Annotated in this window: 12 protein-coding genes; 4 read left to right on the forward strand and 8 right to left on the reverse strand. The window is 67.6% G+C overall.

The window, feature by feature from the left end:
• Positions 1–8: 8 nt before the first annotated feature.
• Both BLV60_RS07635 and glgB read right to left on the reverse strand, forming a co-directional pair.
• On the reverse strand, positions 9–2,075 hold the full coding sequence (locus BLV60_RS07635) for an alpha-1,4-glucan--maltose-1-phosphate maltosyltransferase (protein ID WP_093052421.1): 2,067 nt from the start codon (positions 2,073–2,075) through the stop codon (positions 9–11).
• Positions 2,075–3,964 (reverse strand): 1,4-alpha-glucan branching protein GlgB, encoded by a 1,890-nt coding sequence (gene glgB, locus BLV60_RS07640; RefSeq protein ID WP_093052424.1) that lies wholly within the window; start codon positions 3,962–3,964, stop codon positions 2,075–2,077. Before glgB ends, BLV60_RS07635 begins: the two co-directional genes overlap by 1 nt.
• A gap of 202 nt (positions 3,965–4,166) precedes the next feature.
• Between glgB and BLV60_RS07645 the strand changes: the two genes are divergently transcribed.
• Positions 4,167–5,351 carry an amylo-alpha-1,6-glucosidase gene (locus BLV60_RS07645; RefSeq protein WP_093052427.1) on the forward strand — a complete coding sequence of 395 codons (1,185 nt, stop codon included), beginning with the start codon at positions 4,167–4,169 and terminating at the stop codon, positions 5,349–5,351.
• 21 nt (positions 5,352–5,372) lie between these two features.
• Here the strand turns inward: BLV60_RS07645 and BLV60_RS07650 are convergent, their stop codons facing one another.
• The 4 genes from BLV60_RS07650 to BLV60_RS07665 form a co-directional block, all read right to left on the reverse strand.
• Entirely contained in the window at positions 5,373–8,777 is a 3,405-nt protein-coding gene (locus BLV60_RS07650) for an efflux transporter outer membrane subunit (protein ID WP_093052430.1), read from the reverse strand.
• Positions 8,765–10,096, reverse strand: coding sequence for a hypothetical protein (locus BLV60_RS07655; RefSeq protein WP_093052433.1), 1,332 nt, complete (start codon positions 10,094–10,096; stop codon positions 8,765–8,767). Before BLV60_RS07655 ends, BLV60_RS07650 begins: the two co-directional genes overlap by 13 nt.
• Positions 10,097–10,133: 37 nt before the next feature.
• Positions 10,134–11,432 carry an HlyD family secretion protein gene (locus tag BLV60_RS07660; protein WP_093052436.1) on the reverse strand — a complete coding sequence of 433 codons (1,299 nt, stop codon included), beginning with the start codon at positions 11,430–11,432 and terminating at the stop codon, positions 10,134–10,136.
• Between the two features lie 540 nt (positions 11,433–11,972).
• On the reverse strand, positions 11,973–12,722 hold the full coding sequence (locus BLV60_RS07665) for an SDR family oxidoreductase (RefSeq protein ID WP_093052439.1): 750 nt from the start codon (positions 12,720–12,722) through the stop codon (positions 11,973–11,975).
• 98 nt (positions 12,723–12,820) lie between these two features.
• Between BLV60_RS07665 and BLV60_RS07670 the strand changes: the two genes are divergently transcribed.
• Positions 12,821–13,720, forward strand: a complete 900-nt coding sequence (locus BLV60_RS07670; RefSeq protein ID WP_093052442.1) for an AraC family transcriptional regulator — start codon at positions 12,821–12,823, stop codon at positions 13,718–13,720.
• Here the strand turns inward: BLV60_RS07670 and BLV60_RS07675 are convergent.
• A complete protein-coding gene (locus BLV60_RS07675; RefSeq protein WP_093052445.1) occupies positions 13,702–14,502 on the reverse strand; it encodes a helix-turn-helix transcriptional regulator in 801 nt (266 codons plus the stop codon). The two genes, BLV60_RS07670 and BLV60_RS07675, sit on opposite strands and share 19 nt — an antisense overlap.
• On the reverse strand, positions 14,499–15,293 hold the full coding sequence (locus BLV60_RS07680; RefSeq protein WP_093052448.1) for an acetoacetate decarboxylase family protein: 795 nt from the start codon (positions 15,291–15,293) through the stop codon (positions 14,499–14,501). Before BLV60_RS07680 ends, BLV60_RS07675 begins: the two co-directional genes overlap by 4 nt.
• Before the next feature lie 196 nt (positions 15,294–15,489).
• Here BLV60_RS07680 and BLV60_RS07685 point away from each other — a divergent pair, with 196 nt between their 5' ends.
• Together BLV60_RS07685 and BLV60_RS07690 are read left to right on the forward strand one after the other, a co-directional pair.
• The gene (locus tag BLV60_RS07685; protein ID WP_093052451.1) at positions 15,490–15,873 is read left to right on the forward strand and encodes a response regulator; all 384 of its coding nucleotides are present in this window, start codon (positions 15,490–15,492) and stop codon (positions 15,871–15,873) included.
• A 46-nt stretch (positions 15,874–15,919) separates the two neighbouring features.
• Positions 15,920–17,632, forward strand: a complete 1,713-nt coding sequence (locus BLV60_RS07690) for a hypothetical protein (RefSeq protein ID WP_256328891.1) — start codon at positions 15,920–15,922, stop codon at positions 17,630–17,632.
• The last annotated feature ends 12 nt before the right edge of the window (positions 17,633–17,644 follow it).

The raw sequence follows: 17,644 nt of genomic DNA on the forward strand, positions 1-17,644 counted from the left end.
AGGCGACCTCACAGGAAGTAATCGAAGTCGCGCTCGTCGCCGTGGCGGCGACGGACCACGAAGATGTGCGCGGGCACGCTGTGGGGATCGAGCCGCACGTAGTGCCAGTCGCCCTGCCAGGTGAAGCGCTGGCCGCTGAGCAGGTCGTGCATCTGGAAGCTGCGCCCGGCCGGCACGCCCACGCTGCCGGGTTCCAGCCCGAGCCAGCCCGACTGCATGTTGTGCGGATCGAGGTTGACCACGGTGACGATCACGTTGTCGCCGTCGGGCGATTCCTTGGCATAGGCCAGCAACTGGTCGTTGTCGATGTGCAGGAAGCGCAGGCCCCTGTCCCGGTGCAGCGCCGGGTTCTCGCGGCGGATGTGGTTCACCCGCGCGATGAAGGGGGCGAGGCTTGCGGGGTCGTCGTGGTTCCAGTGGCGCAGCTGGTATTTCTCGGAATCAAGGTATTCCTCGCTGCCGGGTCCACGCGGCAGGTGCTCGAGCAGCTCATAGGCCGGCCCGTACATGCCGTAGTTGGCTGCGAGCGTGGCGGCCAGCACCAGCCGCGACATGAACATGGCGGGCTCGCCGTCCTGCAGCTGCTCGTGCAGGATGTCGGGCGTGTTGGGCCAAGCGTTGGGTCGGAAGTAGTCGACGCCGGGGCCGCTCGAGAGCTCGGTGAAGTACTCCTGCAACTCCTCCTTCGTGTTGCGCCAGGTGAAGTAGGTGTACGACTGCGAGAAGCCCAGCTTCGCGAGCCGGTGCATCACTTTCGGCCGCGTGAAGGCTTCGGCCAGGAAGATCACGTCGGGGTGCACGCGCTTCACCTCGCCGATGGCCCACTCCCAGAACGGAAAGGCCTTGGTGTGGGGGTTGTCCACGCGGAAGATGCGCACGCCCTGCGCGATCCAGTGGTCGAACACGCTCTTGAGTTCGGCCCAGAGGCCGCGCCAGTCTTCGCACTCGAAGTTGAAGGGATAGATGTCCTGGTACTTCTTGGGCGGGTTCTCGGCGTACTGCACGCTGCCGTCGGGGCGCCAGCGGAACCAGTCGGGGTGCGCCTTCACATAGGGGTGGTCAGGCGCGCACTGGAAGGCGATGTCCAGCGCGATCTCCAGGCCGTGCTCCGCCGCGCGTGCGAGCAGGTGCCTGAAGTCTTCTTCGGTGCCGAGCTCCGGAAGGATCGACTTGTGCCCGCCTTCGGCCGCACCGATGGCCCACGGGCTTCCCACGTCGCCGGGACCGGCTTCGAGCGCGTTGTTGGGGCCCTTGCGCTGCTCGCGGCCGACGGGGTGGATCGGCGGAAAGTACAGCACGTCGAAGCCCATGGCGGCGATGGCCGGCAGGCGCGCCTCCACGTCCCTGAAGGTGCCGTGCACGCCGGGCGCGGGGCCGGTCGAGCGCGGGAACAGCTCGTACCAGGTACTGAAGCGCGCGCGCTCGCGGTCGGCCACCAGCGGCAGCTCGACCGGGTGGCGCACCTGATGCCGGCGGTCTGGATGGCGGCGCGCCAGCTCGGCGTACTCGTCGTCGAGCGCCAGGGCCTTCAGCGAGACGACGTCGTACGCGGGGCTGGCCGCCACGGCATCGAGCTCGGTGGCCCAGCGGTTCAACGCGGTGCGGTCGGCACCTTCGGCGCGCGCGGCGGCGGCAGCGATTTCCAGCGCACCGACCTGCGCGGCAATGCGCACGTCATCGGGGTCGACGCGCCGCGTCATCTCGCTGCGCCACGACTCGAACGGGTCCACCCAGGCGACTGCGGTATAGACATAGCGCCCGATCGATGGCGGCGAGAACACGGCCTCCCACACGTCGTTGCCGAGCGGCTTCATCGGCACTTCGCGGAATGCGGCCTGGGCCTGGGCTTGGTCGTGCGCGCGCCAGCACAGCTGCACGCGCAGCACGTCGTGCCCGTCGGTGAAGCAATGAGCGCGAACCCGCACCCGCTCGCCGGCCACGCACTTCACAGGGAAGCGACCGTTGTCCACGCACGGCAGCACGGCATCGATGACCGCGCGGACCGCGCCGTCGTCGAAGTCGATGTCGGTCCCGGCCGCTGCGGGGGCGGGCTTGGTCGAGAAAATGTTCTTCATCAGGGACGGTGCTCCAGGATCAGCGTGGACAGCGGCGGCAAGGTGATGCACACCGATTGCCTGCGGCCGTGGGAACGCACGGGCGCCGCTTCGACGCCCCCGAAATTGCCCCAGCCCGCCCCGCCGAACTCCGCCGCGTCGGTGTTGATCAGCTCGCGCCAGTGGCCGCCCAGCGGCACGCCGAGCAGGTAGTTGGTGCGCGGCACAGGGGTCATGTTGCTCACCGCCAGCAAGGGCGGGCTGCCGTCACTCGCCTTGCGCAAGAAGGCGAACACGCTGGTGTCGGCATCGTCGGCCGCGACCCACTCGAACCCCGAGGACGAGAAGTCGACCTGGTGGAGCGCGGGCGCACCGCGGTAGACGCGATTGAGCTGGGCCACGAGGCGCTGCAGGCCGCGGTGCCCTTCCTGTTCGCAGACCCACCATTCGAGCTCGCCGTCGTGCGTCCACTCGCGCCGCTGGCCGAACTCGCCGCCCATGAAGAGCAGCTTCTTCCCCGGATGCGCCCACATGAAACCGTACAACGCGCGCAGGTTGGCGAACTGCTGCCAGGCGTCGCCGGGCATCTTGTTGAGCAGCGAGCCCTTGCCGTGCACCACCTCGTCGTGCGAGAGCGGCAGCACGAAGTTCTCGTGGAAGGCGTACACCAGCGCAAAGGTCAGCTTGTGATGGTGGTACTTGCGGTGGACCGGCTCCTGCTTCATGTAGGCCAGCACGTCGTGCATCCAGCCCATGTTCCATTTCTCGCCGAAGCCCAGGCCGTCCATGTCGGTGGGCCGTGACACGCGCGGCCACGCGGTCGATTCCTCGGCCACCGTGATCGTGTCGGGGTGCTCGCGGTACACGGCACGGTTCAGCGTCTGGAGGAAGTCGATGGCCTCCAGGTTCTCGCGGCCGCCGTGGCGGTTGGGAATCCACTCGCCGTGCTCTCGCGCGTAGTCGAGATACAGCATCGACGCGACGGCGTCCACGCGCAGCCCGTCGAGGTGGTACACGTTCAGCCAGAACAGCCCCGACGACACCAGGAAGCTGCGCACCTCGGGCCGGCCGTAGTTGAAGATGCTGGAGTTCCACTCCGGATGAAAGCCCTGGCGCGGATCGGCGTGTTCGTAGAGATGCGTGCCGTCGAAGTACCCGAGCCCGTGCTCGTCGGTCGGAAAGTGCGAGGGCACCCAGTCGAGCAACACGCCAATGCCCTGCTGGTGCAGGTGGTCGACGAGGTACATGAAGTCCTGCGGCGACCCGAAGCGCGCGGTGGGCGCGAAGTAGCCGGTGGTCTGGTAGCCCCACGAACCGTAGAAGGGATGCTCGGTCACGGGCATGAGCTCCACGTGCGTGAAGCCCATCTCGTTCACGTAGGCGGCAAGCTGGTGCGCCATCTCGCGGTAGTCGAGAAACAACCCATCGCGGCGCCGCCACGAGCCCAGGTGCACCTCGTAGACCGACATGGGGGCGTCCAGCGCATTGCGCGGCCCGCGCGTCGCCATCCACTCGGCGTCACCCCATTCGTAAGAAAGTTCGCAGATGCGCGATGCAGTGGCGGGCGGCGGCTCCGCGCTGAAGGCGACAGGGTCGGCCTTGTCGACTGTGTAGCTGCCATGGCGGGAACGGATGCGGTACTTGTACGCCTGGCCGATCGCGGCATGGGAAACCTGCCCTTGCCATATGCCCGTGCCGTCGGGACTCGGTGCCAGCGGGTCGGCGTCGCCGGACCAGTAGTTCCAGTCGCCGACCACCGAGACGGACTCCGCATTCGGCGCCCACACCGCGAACCGTGCGCCGCCCTCTTCCAGAGGGTGGCAACCCAGCAGGTCGTACAGGCGGGAGTGGGTTCCCTCGGGGAAAAGATAAGCGTCTCGCTCGCTCTGGAGTGAATGGTTCGACTGCACCGGCGCTCCTGTTGAAGGCCTGCGGAACTGTTGTTCGAAGACCGACTTCGGTTCTCGCATGGCCTGCGTCAATTTGCAGGCGTGCGGCATGCCGCGGTTACGGTCTGCGCCGCCTCGCCGTGTCGGAGAGTTGCCCGAGTCGCCCGCCGGTGCGCACGCCGGCGGGTGATAAAAAGACAGCCCCAGGCCACGATGTGTGTTCATGACCGACCTTGATGCCCCCGCGCTCGCATTGCTCGACACCTGCTCGCAGGCTTCTCTCGCGCTTCTGGAACGAAACCTGACGCCGCACGGCATCCTCGCGGCGCTTCGGACCGAGGCCGCCGAGGCGCGGCGCTACACGCGAATCTTCGGACGCGACGCTGCGATATGCGTGATCGCGATGTGCGGCAGCGGCGTGCCCGCGCTGGAACAGGGTGCGGTGGACAGCCTCGACGCGCTCGCGGCGCAACAGGCGGCCAACGGGCAGATTCCCAAATACGTCGACCCCGAAGGGCGCGACGCCGACTTCTGGTACCTGGGCTGCATCGACGCCACCCTGTGGTGGCTGATTGCCGTGGACCACGTGCGCCGCCATGGGCAGGTCGGCCCGTCGCACTGGGCCCGCGAGGTGAGCCGCGCGGTCGACTGGCTGCTGGCGCAGGAGCACCAGCACTTCCGGCTGCTGCAGCAGAACGAGGCCAGCGACTGGGCCGACATCATGCCGCGCTCGGGCTACGTGCTGTACAGCAACGCGCTCTGGTATGAGGTCAAGCGCCGCTACGCGCTCGACCATGCCGAGGCGACGCAGCACCACTTCAACCATCTGTTCAATCCGTTCCAGCGCGACCTGCCCGAATACCACCGGGCCCGGCTGCTGCAGCACTATGCGCGCCGCGGCCGGCGCGACCCCGGCCTGTACCTCAGCTTCGTCAACCTGGCCGTGGTCGGCGACGAGGGGGACGTGTTCGGCAACGTGCTGGCCATTCAGAGCGGGCTGGCCGATTCGGCCATGGCACATCGCATCGTCGACACCATCACGCAGGCGCATGCCGGCGAGCCCTACCCCGTGCGCGTGGTGCTGCATCCGCTGTCGCGCCAGCACCCGCTGTGGCGGGCGTACATGGGGCGCCATCAGCAGAACATCGTGCACCAGTACCACAACGGTGGCATCTGGCCCTTCGTGGGCGGCTTCTGGGTGATGGCGCTCGCCAGGCTGGGCTTGCATGAACAGGCCTGGTCCGAGCTCGTTCGGCTGGCGCAGGTCAACGCGCTCGACGACTGGCGTTTCACCGAGTGGTTCCACGGCCGGACGCTGGCGCCCATGGGCATGGCCGGGCAGAGCTGGAACGCCGCGACCTTCCTGCTCGCCCGGCGCGCCTTGCTGGGCGGCGAGGCGGCTTACTGACGCCCCCGGCCAAGCCCCCGCCTAAGCAGCACTGCCCCATCCGCCTCCAAGGGCCTTGTACAGATTGACCGTGTTCACGGCCGCCTTGAGCTGCAGTTCGATCAGCTGCTGCTGCTCGGCATAGAGTTCGCGCTGCGCGTCCTGGCTGGAGAAGTAGTCCTCCATGCCGCTGCGAAAGCGCGTGCGCGAAATGCTGGCCACCTTCTCGAGCGCCTGCACGCGTGCCTGCTGCGCCTCGAGTTGCGGAAGCAGATGGTCGTCGGCAATCAGGGCGTTGGCGGTTTCGCGAAAAGCCACTTGCGCCGCGGATTCGTAAGAGGCCATTGCTGCCGCGAGCCGCGCTTCGTTGCCCTTGACGTTGGCCGACCGGCTCCCCCAGTCGAACAGGGGCAACGACACGCCCAGCACGCCGGCCCAGCTGCTGTTGCTGCCATTCAGCAGCGTCGACAGTTCCCGGCTGACGCCGCCCGTGAGGGCCGTCAGCGAGATGGTAGGCAGCATGGCGGCCTTGGCCGCGCCCACGCCCGAATTGGCGGCTTCGACGCGCGCATAGGCCGCCAGCAGGTCGGGCCGACGCTGCAGCAGGCTGGAGGGCAACCCGGGCGCGACCTGCGCGGTGGAACGCTGCGGCCAGGGCCGGGCGGCGCCCGTGTCCGGCGGCACGGGTTGGCCCACCAGCACGTTCAGCCCCTGCAGATCCTGGGCGACGCGCATGCGGAACTCTTCCTGCCGCACCCGGGCGTTCTGCAACAGCGATTGCGCGCGATAGACGTCCAGCTGCGCAGCACCGCCGACCGCCTTGGCGCGTCCGATCATGTCGGCATTGGCGTTCAGCGCGGCCTCGTTGGTGTCGGCCAGGCTCAGCAGGGCGCGGTCTGCGCGCAACGTGAGGTAGGCATTCGACACCTCGCCCACCAGGTTCATGCGCGCTGCCGCGTAGTCCTTGTCGCCGGCCTCGGCCAGGGAGCCGCTTTGCTGCGCGCTGCTCTGCTGGCGGCCGAAGAAATCGAGCTCGTACGAGGTCACGCCGGCCTGGATGTCGAAGCTGTTGGAAACGCTCCCGTCGGACGGCAGGTTGCCGACCGGGCTGAGCGAGCCCTGCGGCGTGGTCTGCGCGCGTTGGGCATGGGCCGACAGTCCCAGTGGCGGGAACAGCGAGGCGCGGCTTCCGGCATACACGGCCCGCGCTTCGCGTGCCTTCGCGGCATAGACGCGCAGGTCGCGGTTGCGATCCAGCGCGGTTGTTATCAGCCCCCGCAGTTCGTCGTCCTGCACGAAGCCGCGCCAGTCCACGGGATCCGCGGCCGGCCGCGTCGCGCCGGCCGGCCATTGCGAAGGCATCGACAGGTCGGGCTGCTTGAGCGGCGGCGTGAAATTGCATCCGCTCACCACCAGCAGGATGCAAACCGCCAGCACCAGCAGGAACAGCCGCAGGCTCAGGCGCACGAACCCTGCTTCGGGCGACCGGAAGCCCGCGCTCGCGAGCAGCGCCGACGCGGCCCGCCATGGCCGCACCTGAACGGCAACGTGGCTCGGAGGCACATTGAACACGTGGCTCACCAGGTGCTCGCGCTGCGCCTCGGTGCCGGCAAACCGCAGTTCGGCGCCGGCACGGCTGCGGCCAGCAAGGCGGGCCGGTAGCCAGCCGACGGGGTCGATGTAGACCTCCAGCAGCTGTCCGATGTGCAGGCGCTTGAACAAGCCACCCCCCTCCATCAGTGCGCCGTCCGAAGCGATGTTGACGAAGCGCGAATCGCCCTCTCCCGCCGCGGTGCGGATACGGGTGCGAGCGCGCCAGGGGAAGCGCTCCTCCTGCTCCGGCCGGGGCAGGTCGATGCAGGCGATGAGCGCACCCAGGCAGAGGATCAGCGCAATGCCGGTCCACACGAGATTGAGCTCGTCGCCGGGCGTGAGCGCCGCACCGCGCATCACGGCCGATGCGCCCCCGCCCTGCAGCGCAACCAGCAGCCCGCCGAACACGGCGACCAGCTTCCAGTGCACGACGGTCCTGGTGCGATCGAGCCCCTTGGCCGTCACCTTGAACGGGCGACCGAAGGGCCGCAGCATCGCGCTGGCCAGCGTGCCGGTGACGGCCATCGCCGCCACGAGCTGGCTCACCTCGCTGAACACGGGCAGACAGCGCCGCTGGCTGATCCAGTAGCTGTAGGCCCAGAACATCATGAGCGGCGGCAGCCCGTAGGCGGCGAAGGCCTGCGGCGTGGCGTGAAAGACCGAGACGCCGGCATACCAGTACAGCACCGGCGCCAGCACGATCAACGCCATGAAAGGCTTGCCGAGCCAATGCAGCACCCCGTGCAGAAAATGCAGCCGCGCCGAGAGGCTGTAGCCGCTGCCGCGCAACGGCCCTTCGGGCAGCAAGGCGAGCTGCACCGTGCCCAGGCACCAGCGGCTGCGCTGGTTGATGTAGTCGACGATGCTCTCGGCCGATAACCCGTTCGACAGCCGCTCGCCCAGCCAGCGCGTGACGTGGCCGTGCCGCAGCAGCAGGTAGGTGGTGTGGATGTCTTCGCACACGCTGCCGACCGGAAAGCCGCCCGCGGCAGTGATCAGGTCGCGCCGCACGATGAACGACGTGCCCACGCAGAAGGCGGAATCCGCCGCGTCCTTCGCCGGCTGCAGCACGTCGAAGAACACGCGCTGCTCGTCGACCCAGCTGTCGGTGGCGCGCAGGTTGTGCTGGATGGGATCGGCGTTGTAGTAGAACTGCGGCGTCTGCACCAGCCCGACACGGCGGTCCCCGAACAGCCCGAGCATGCGGTAGACGATCTCGCGCTGCGGCGCGAAGTCTGCGTCGAGCACGAGGATGTACGGCGCATTGGTCACGTCCGCCGACAGGCGCAGCCCGTTGTTCAGGTTGCCGGCCTTCGCGTGGCTGTTGTCGGGCCGCCGCGCATAGTGCACGCCGCGGCGCTCGCAATAGTCGCGCAGCCAGTCGCGCCGGGTGTCGTCGAGCACCCAGACCTTCAGCTGCGGGTAGTCGATGGCCTGGGCGGCAATGATGGTCTTCTCCAGCACGGCCAGCTCTTCGTTGTACGTGCAGATGAAGACGTCCACCGCCGGCACCTGCCCGCCGCGAGCACGCAGCAGGGCCTCTCCCCGGTCGGCCAATAGCTGGTTGTCGCGACGCTTCACCAGCATGTGGATGGACATCAGCGTGTAGACGATGGCGGTCATCTCGAAGCAAAGGAACACCCAGGCGAACAGTGTTTCGAAGCCGAGGTCCGAAGGCGGCATGGTGGCGACCACGCGCCATGCCGCGTACCGCAGCAGCAGCAGCGCGGTCAGCGCGCCGAACAGCGCGCGATGGGTGATGCGATCGACCCTGGCCCAGGTCATCAGGAGCAACGCGAGCCCCGCGACGAGTGCGTTGAGCTGGAATTCCGGTGTGGCGATCAGGCTGGACATGATGGAATGACTCCCGGTGCGGCGGTCTTGCCGGTGAAGGGGTTGAAACCCGTGGCAGCCAGGGCGATCCACGCAGTGGCCCCCAGGTGCGGCCAGCGGTAGTAATAGAAGTCCGCGCCGGCCGAGTCAGGGCCGATGGCCAGGCCGGTGGAAATGCGCGAACTCGGCGTTGCGTAGTACAGGCCGTTGCCGGCGCGTTGCGATGCGAGCAATTGCCACAGCGCCTCGGGCGCCGAGCCTGTGCGCGCCACCAGCGTGGCGGCGGCCTGCGCGCTGCCTTCGGTCCAGATGCCGTCGGGATTGCGAGAGAAGCCGTAGCCCGCCTCGAAGCGATGGTGCTTCTCCACCCATTCGAGCCCGCGGGCCCAGGCACAGGAACCCTCGGGCGCTGCCAGCAGCGGCCACAGTTGCGCATCCAGGCCTGAGCTCTCGGTAGAGATGGTCGCGCCGTCTTCCTTGGTGCCGATGTTGAAACGCTGCTCCGACGGATTCCACATGCGTCCCACGAAGTCGAGCGCTGTGCGCGCCTGTCGTTGCTCCGGCCCGCCCTGCTGGCCGGCGGCACGCGCAGCCCAGGCGGCTGCCATGGCGATGTCGATGTTGTGCTCGGTGGACTTCCAGGTCTGGGCGCGCTGCGCGTTGTCCCAACCGTAGCGCCCGCCGTTGTAGCCATCCACGCCGTTCGTGGCGCGCGTGTTCTGCTCGGTCCAGGCCAGCAGCTTGCGTGCGGTCGCCAGATAGGCCGGCGACGGCTCGGCCTGGAACAGGTTCAGCATGAGCAACGCGGCCCAGGCCACGTTGCCGGTGGCTGTGCTCACCTGGTAGGCGTCGGCAATCCACTGCTTGCGGCCTGCGTCCCAGCGGCCGGGCAGCGCGGGCTTTTCTTCGGTGACAGGCCCGGCACGATAGGCGTTGCGCACGCGCCCGTCGGTGAAGTTCTGGTCGTGCGCAACGGCGCGCACCACGGCATCGCCGATGCGCCTGGCGGCGGCACGGTCGCCGCAGGCCAGCAGCGCGATGCCGGCCAATGCGTTGTCGTAGGTGAAGGCGGCGCCCGCCAGCGCGGGCTCGAACGGCGGCTCGCCCTGTCCGGCATCCGTCGGCCTGTAGCTGTTGAGGAACAACGGCCCCGACGCGACGCCCGCCTGGTCGTGCGCGACCGCGCGCCGCAACCCGTCGCAGCTGTCACGTGCGAGCGCCTGCTGCGTGGCGCCGGGCTGGGCCGCCGAAGTCGCCGCTGCCGCGCAGGCCAGCGCCATCGATGCGACGGTGCACCGCATGCACCGCATCCATGCGCGGGAAAAAACAGAGATCGGCATGTCGTTCTCTTGAAGAAGAAGCGCAACGTGCCCGTGCTCAGGTCTTGAGGCTTGCAGAGACCACCTTGCCCGGCACGCAGAGACTCTGCCTGCGGGATTCGGCCTGTTGCACCCCGCTGTCCTCGATGCGTGCCACGGCATAGATGGAGCCCTGCTCGGCATAGGGGAAGGGCACGCTGTACGTGCTCTGCAGCGCCTCGGAAGCCTCGGGCAGCAATTGCTCGACACGTGCAGGCAACGCGGTGCTGTTCTCGCCGATCTTCACGTCGAGCATGGAGCCGATGCTCAACCGCTTGGCCAGCCGCGCGGGAAACACCGCGACGACGCCGATCCGGCTGCAATCGGTGACGCGCACCAGCGAGGCACCGGCCGTGACGTACGCGCCCTCGGGCGCCAGCACGGTGTGCACCAGGCCCGGCTGGGTGGCCGTGACCTGGTACGCGGCGAGCTTCTCGACGCGGCGGCGCTCATCGTCTTCAAGCTGTGTGATCTGCTTGAGCTGCTTGAAGATGGCGGTGCCGTCCTGCTGGGCGCGGTCGATGCTGTTGCGCAATGCTTCGCGCCGGCTCGAGAGCGTCTGAAACAGGTTGCTGCCTCCGGTGCCCACGAAGGCGCCCTGCCCCGCGCTCACCACGGTCTGCGCCTGCCCGGCAAAGGCCTGCTCGGCCACCGCCGCGTTGGCGCGCGCTGTGCTCAGCTGGGCCTCGGCCGCGTTCATCACCTGCTCGCTGATGGCGCCCTCTTTCAGCAATGCCTCGTTGGTGCGGACCTTGTTCTCCTGCTCGGCCACCACGCTGTGCGCCACGTCGCGCTGCCGCTGGGCAATTTGCCATGCGTCCCATGTCTGGGCCAGGGAAGCCTGGCGGTGAACCTGGGCCTCTTGCCCGACGGACCTCATCTCCTGGCTGTCGGCCTTGAACTGATTGCCCAGCTGCGACAGCTGGCTTTGCAAGGCAAGACGCTGCGTTGTCAGCGTGGTGAGGATCTCCTGGCTGACCGTGGGATTGCGCACCGTGGCCACCAGGGAGCCCGGCACCACCGCGTCGCGCGTATGCACCGCCATCTGCGTCACCACGCCGTTGATCGGCGAGGTGACCAGTCCCACGGGCGCCTCCAGGACGGCCCGCGTCGCCTGCGCGGACAGCAGCGGCTGGATCAAGGTCGCGATCATGAGCCACAGCACGAAAGCCAGCAGCGCGTAGGCCGCCAGCTTGGGAACGAATGAACCCCTCTGTCGACTTCGACCGGGCCGCGATCGGGCGCGGCGGTCGATGGTGCCGGCAATGCGCGCCGGGCGACGAAAGAGCAGATACGAAATCGGTTTGGACGCACGCATAGCCACCTCTTGAAACGTCGATGGCGCGCACCGGCAACCGTGCCGGCACATCGCCCATTGATGAAAGGGACTTGACCGAAGAACCCTGTCGAACCACGAGCCCGGAGGCCCGTTTTTTTGATGCTGCAGTGCAATAAAAGTACGTCGAAACCGCAATCCGTTCTGCTTCCGTGAGAAACAAGATGTGCGAACTTCCCATTCAATTCGGCCGCTGAATCGGGGCAGATTCCTACATTGGTTCTAGAGTGAAGGAGATTGACAACGCAGGTCCGATCCGGCTGACCGGCGCAGCGCGTTGTTCAGGTTCTCAGGAGATTCGAGGGCGGCGCCTTTTCGAGCGCCCGGCTTGCGCCGATGCCCACAGGCAGGTCTCAAGATGTGTTCGACAGGCTCACGAACAACAGCTGGTAACGATGCTGCTGTTTTCGGGCGCGTTTATCGGTCGAGACAGTTGCTTGCCTGCCGATTGAAATCGGTGCCGGTGTTGGTTTTTTGCTGGCACTCGCGGGCGGGTTGCGCTGCCAACGCGAGCGTCCGATGTCAGGTCAACGCCTCGGCCAGCGCCACGGCGTCTGCGCCGGCGGGAATCCGGATCGGGCACGACGGGTCATTCGCCGCGCGCCATACAGCTTGCGCCACATCCAGCGCGTGCGTGACCGGCCCTGGCGATTGCCCCATTGCCGTGAATACGCCCTGCGCAAACTCGGCGTACGCCTGCGGAATTCCCGCCTGCATGCGGGACTGTGCGTTCTTGCTGAAGGGAGTCTCGGGAGACCGCCCGGGCAGGACCAGGTTCACCCGCACATTGAACTGCCGGAGTTCAAGCGCGAGCGACTCGCTGAATGCGTTGACCGCCGCCTTGCTCGCGGTGTACACGGAAAGCATCGGGAGCGGCTTCAGCGTGGTGCTCGACGATACATTCACGATGACACCTGCCCTGCGTTGCCTGAACTGAGGCAGCACCGCCTGGGTCACCATCAGCGTGCCCATCGTGTTCGTCTCGAAGATTTCGCGGGCAAGCTCCATCGAGCTGTCTTCGAGAACGCCCAGCAATCCGATGCCTGCGTTGTTGACCAGCACGTCGATTGGCCCCGCGGCCTCCACGGCCTGGCGAATGCTTTCAGGGTCGGTGACGTCGAGCGCGAGCACGCGCAGGCGATCGGAACGGGGCAAAACGTCTTCGCGTAGCGTGCGCATCGTGGCGACGACATTCCAGTCGCGCTCGAGGAAGTACTTGGCGGTCTCGAGGCCAAAGCCGGACGAGCATCCGGTGATCAGAACGGTCTTCAATGGGGACTCCATCAGTGGTTGCAATACCGAGAAGATAGGCTTTGCAGGCCGGACTTTCTACAATCCATCGTCCGCATTTATCGTTCAATAGTCCGACCATGATCGATCCGCTCACTGAGGTGGTCTCGCTGCTTCAACCGGGTGCCCAGCTCTCCAAGATCGTCAGCGGCGCGGGCTCCTGGACCGTCCGGCGTTCGGAAGCCGGGCGGCCCTTCTACTGCGTGATCGTCGAGGGGTCGTGCCGCCTCGAGGTCGACGGCCAGGAGCCGGTCACCCTCCAGGAGAAAGACTTTGTGCTGATTCCCTCGGCGCATGGCTTCACGATGTCGAGCCTCGAGGCGCCGACGACATCCGAAGGGATCGATCCGTCGACCGTCTCCTTCCTCGAGGGTGAAACGCGCCATGGCAATCCAGGCGGTCCGCCCGACGTTCGCTTGCTGGTGGGCTATTGCGTCTTCGGCTCGCCGGATGCGGCCCTGCTGGTAACGCTCCTGCCGGAACTCATCCATGTTCGCGACGAGAGCCGGCTGGCTGCCCTCGTGCAACTGGTGGTGGAAGAGTCCCGCGAGCAGCGGCCCGCGCGCGACGTCATCCTGTCGCGCCTTCTCGAAGTGCTTTTCATCGAAGCCCTCCGGTCCACTGCGGGAACTGCGGCATCGCCAGGCCTCGTTCGCGGGCTTGCCGATCCGCGTCTCGCGGTTGCAATCCGGCAGATGCACGAAAGCCCGACCCGGCCCTGGACAGTTGCGCAGCTGGCGAAAGAGGCGGCCCTCTCGCGCTCGACGTTCTTCGAGCGCTTCAGCCGCACAGTGGGTGTCGCGCCGATGGAATACCTCCTTGCCTGGCGAATGGCCATGGCAAAGAACCTGCTGCGGCGCAAGGAAGCTGGCATTGCCGAAGTTGCGCAGCGCGTGGGGTACAGCTCCGCAAGCACATTCAACGTCGCGTTCACCCGGCATGTCGGGATGCCGCCGGGGCGCTATGTACGTGCCATGTAGTTGCCCGGCGTCACGCCGAAGCAGCGGCTGAACCAGCGCGAGAAATGAGCCTGGTCCGTGAAGCCGCATTGCGCCGCCACGTCGGCCGCCGCGCACCCCTCGCGCAGCAGCGCCTTGGCCCTGCCGATGCGCGCGAGCCGCGCATAGTGCGCCGGCGTCACGCCGACGGCCACGCGGAACAGGCGATGAAAGTGCTCGCGCGACATGCCCAGCCGCCGGGCCAGCCCGCCCGGGTCGATGCGGCAGGCATCCTCGGTCGCCAGCGCGTCGCAGACGGCCTCCACGCGCGCGTCGCCCGCATGCCGTTCGACCGCCACCAGTTCGCCGCTGGTCTGCGCTCCAAGAACCTGCTCCAGGAGCCGGCCGACCTGCGCACCGTCTTCCGCCAGCGCTGCAACAGCCAGTGCGTCGACCATGGCCGCGTCTTGCCAGACGCTCCGGCGCAGCGCGCCCCGCTGGCCCTGCGGCCATCCGAAGCGCGCGCCAACCCAGACATGCGGCACATACAGCATCACCATACGAAAGCCCTGCGCGCTCACGCCGGCGGTGTGAAGCATGAAGGGCGCCATCAGCACCAGATCGCCCGCCTGTGCCACCTGCCGCTCGCCGGCGCAGGTGAATTCGCAGCGGCCTTCAAGGATTGCGCCAACGCTCCACTCCGCATGCCAATGCAACTCGAAGCGCGCCTTGGGGTCGGCCGCGAACATCGCCTCGACCTGCGCGCCGTCTTCCATCGGCAGGCCGATCACATGCGAGGCGGGTGAGCTTGTACGCGGGTTCATCCCTCCAAGGGTAGCGCCCCCCGCACCGTGATGCCCATCCAGCCGGCGCTGGCGGTCGTGGCGTCCACAGGGCCGAGCAGCGCCAGCTCTTCGACCGGGTGATCGTGGAACCGCAGCGTGGCACTGCCACCGGCCCAGCCCGACTCGACGCGGTCGATGATGTCGGCGCGCAGATAGCGCGGCACAGCCACGCTGCCCGGCTGCGTCAGGTCGGGCCAGCCGATGACGCCGATGGTCGGTGCCGCCAGAAAACCCAGGCGCCCGGCCTTCTCGCCCGACAGCGTGACCGAGGCGTCGACGAGCCGTCGCTCCTTCACGCTGAGGCTCGCGCCCAATTGGCTGCCGGCCGACAACGGCGCAGCCGCCGGATGGATCAGCGGCATGCTGCGCGTAAGCCAGGTCTGGCCGATCTTCTTGGGCCAGCCCTGGAGCCAGCCGCGCAGCAGCGAGATGTCCTGGTCCACGTAGATCAGCGGGCAATAGAAGCACAAGCGCGCATCGCCAACGCCCGGCTTTGCCGCGATTTCGAGCACAACGATGGTCTCGCGGTACTGCGCGTACACGGGGTCGAGCAGCTCGCGGCCATCGTCACCACAGGCCTGCCAGTCGGCGAAGTGGACGCAGCCCTTGCCGGTGGCCGTGCCGAGCTCGGCCGGCACCAGCGCCGCACCAAGCGCGGCATCGAATTCGAAGGCTACGTTGACGAGCCAGCCGGCGTAGTGCCAGGGCGGTGCCTGCACAAGCGCGCTGCGGCCGGAGGATGTGAAAGGAGGCGTAAAAGATTGCGGCATCGGATGTGGACAAGTTCAAGACCGCCGCACGATATGGCCGCATACACCGCCGCGTCTTGTACGCCAGTGATCCCGCTACGACAGATGACGGTGTTGTCCGACTCGCCCCGCCCCGTCGGCAGACACAATGACCGCCTCGGCCGAGACAAGCCGAACGAACACAACGAGAAGCTCCCGGCTCCGCACGATGACCCCGATGACCCGTATCTATCTGATTGAAGACAACCCCCTGATCGCCACCACGCTGACCGACGGGCTGCAAGAATTTTCCGAATGCAATGTGATCGGCACCGCCACCACCTCCGGCGCCGCCATCGACTGGCTCAAGAAAAACCCCGAAGGCTGGGACGCAGCCGTCATCGACATCTTCCTGGCCGAAGGCAACGGGCTCACCGTGGCGCAGTACCTGCAGGAGCACAAGTCGCCGGCGCAGCGCACGGTGGTTCTCATGAACTACGCGACCTCCGAAGTGCGCGAAGGCGCGCTGTCCGCGGGCGTGGATGCGGTGTTCGACAAATCGCTGCAGCTCGAAGCTTTCTACGACTTCTGCAAGACGCTGAATATCTCGCCGCGCCGTTGAGGCGGCGGGCGCAAGCGGAGCGGCCCATCGCGGCACAATCGCCCGCGTGCCGACCTTCAAACACAGCCTGACTGCCGGCCTCGCGCTGGCGTTCGCCCTTGGTGCCACGGCCGAGCCGGTGCTCCTCGTCACGTCGCCCGCCGCCTTGCAGGCCGCGGAAAAGTCCGGCGCAGGTTTCGCGCACTGGACCGGCGAGACGCCGGGTAGCGACGGCATCGCCACCAACCAGGCCCTGATGCGCTCGCCCGCCTGGCGCTCCATCGCCGAGCCGATCAGCGCGAGCCTCTCCAGCCTCCAGCGGCGCGACAGGCAGGCCGGCGTCAGCATCTCGAAATATCCGCACCGGCTGTTCGATGCGCGCTGGCTTGCGAGCCCCGATGCCTTCTTCGAACTGGTGGGCGTCGCCAACCGCATGGACCGTCGGCCCTTCCAGAGCGACGCATGCGGCGAGACGCGGCTGGTGTACCGCCTGGCCTATCGCACGGTCGCGATGCAGTCGCGCCTGCCGATGACGGTCAACGTCGAGCTGCGCGGCGATGCGCCCGATGCCGATGGCAGTTGCGCGAGCGCCGCGAAGCGCTGGCAGCCGCCGCAAGCGTCGATGACCGACGAGGCAACGGGCCGCTGGCTGGTGTCGGCCGATGGTCCGCTGGCGCCGCAGCGCCTGGCACTCGCGCGCGTCGCGCAGGTCACGACCAACCTGCAGAGCGTGCGCTGGCCCTCGGCGGTGCGGCCCGATCTGGGCGGCCATGCCGAATACATGCTGCGCGCCTTTCGCTGGAATGCGGGCGCGAAGCGCTTCGACGTTGCGCCGCTGGAAAACACACCCGACATCGCAAAGCTCAAGGCCAGCGCCCCGCTGCGCAAGGAGCTGCAGCAATGGCTGCAGCAGCCCGCCAACCTGCGCGCGCTGGACGAAGCTACCTTGCAGATTCCCGAGAAATTCCTCGCGATCGAAGCCGTCTCGGTCGCGCCGCGTGGGCTCGAACGACTGGCGAACCGACCCTTCGAGCAGCTCTTCGCGCCAGGCGAATGGCAGGCCGTTCAGGGCAGCCGAACGCTGCAATCACCGCAGGCAGTGCTGCGCCGCCTGGACGACCTGAGTTGCGCGGGCTGCCACCAGAGCCGCGCAGTCGCGGGCTTTCACCTGCTCGGAGTAGACCGGCGCGGTGCATCGCGGACCTTCACCACGGGCAACGCGCTGGCGGTGCCGCACTCGCCGCATGTGCAAGACGAACTGGCACGTCGCGGCACCTATGTGCGGGCCGCGCTGTCGACGCCGCGGCCCGATCCGTTCCGCCCGCTGGCCGAGCCCGACGATGCGAACGCCGTGGCCGAGAAGCCGACGGTCGGCGCGCGCTGCGAACCCACCCGCATCACCGCATCCGCCAATCCATGGCTGGACCGTGCCGAGAAGCTGCCGCGCATCTCCTGCGAAGGCATGCTCTCCGTGTGCGAGAAAACCTCGGTCGGCTTTCCGGGCGGCATGTGCTCGGGCCCCTGCGACCCGGGCGACAAGAACGGCACCTGCGGCGGCATCGCGATCCTCAGCGACTTCAACAGCTGCCTCGCCGCGAAGAAGCCCTTCGGCGAATGCCTGGCGAAGCACACGCGGCCCGGCAACCTGCGCAGCTGCTCGGTGCAGCAGCCCTGCCGCGACGACTACATCTGCGCGCAGGCCGAGGGCCAGCCCGAAGGGCGCGGTGCGTGCATACCGCCCTACTTCCTTTTCCAGATGCGGGTGGACGGGCACTCCTGACGACGGTCACTT

The organism is Variovorax sp. YR634 (assembly GCF_900106655.1).
Classification (GTDB): Bacteria; Pseudomonadota; Gammaproteobacteria; order Burkholderiales; family Burkholderiaceae_C; genus Variovorax.

Excerpts from the sequence above, each read along its gene's own strand:
- BLV60_RS07670 (WP_093052442.1), top strand. The coding sequence starts at position 12,821 with ATGATCGATCCGCTCACTGAGGTGGTCTCGCTGCTTCAACCGGGTGCC.
- BLV60_RS07645 (WP_093052427.1), top strand. The coding sequence starts at position 4,167 with ATGACCGACCTTGATGCCCCCGCGCTCGCATTGCTCGACACCTGCTCG.
- BLV60_RS07680 (WP_093052448.1), bottom strand. The coding sequence starts at position 15,293 with ATGCCGCAATCTTTTACGCCTCCTTTCACATCCTCCGGCCGCAGCGCG.
- BLV60_RS07660 (WP_093052436.1), bottom strand. The coding sequence starts at position 11,432 with ATGCGTGCGTCCAAACCGATTTCGTATCTGCTCTTTCGTCGCCCGGCG.
- BLV60_RS07655 (WP_093052433.1), bottom strand. The coding sequence starts at position 10,096 with ATGCCGATCTCTGTTTTTTCCCGCGCATGGATGCGGTGCATGCGGTGC.
- BLV60_RS07650 (WP_093052430.1), bottom strand. The coding sequence starts at position 8,777 with ATGTCCAGCCTGATCGCCACACCGGAATTCCAGCTCAACGCACTCGTC.
- BLV60_RS07635 (WP_093052421.1), bottom strand. The coding sequence starts at position 2,075 with ATGAAGAACATTTTCTCGACCAAGCCCGCCCCCGCAGCGGCCGGGACC.
- BLV60_RS07685 (WP_093052451.1), top strand. The coding sequence starts at position 15,490 with ATGACCCGTATCTATCTGATTGAAGACAACCCCCTGATCGCCACCACG.
- BLV60_RS07675 (WP_093052445.1), bottom strand. The coding sequence starts at position 14,502 with ATGAACCCGCGTACAAGCTCACCCGCCTCGCATGTGATCGGCCTGCCG.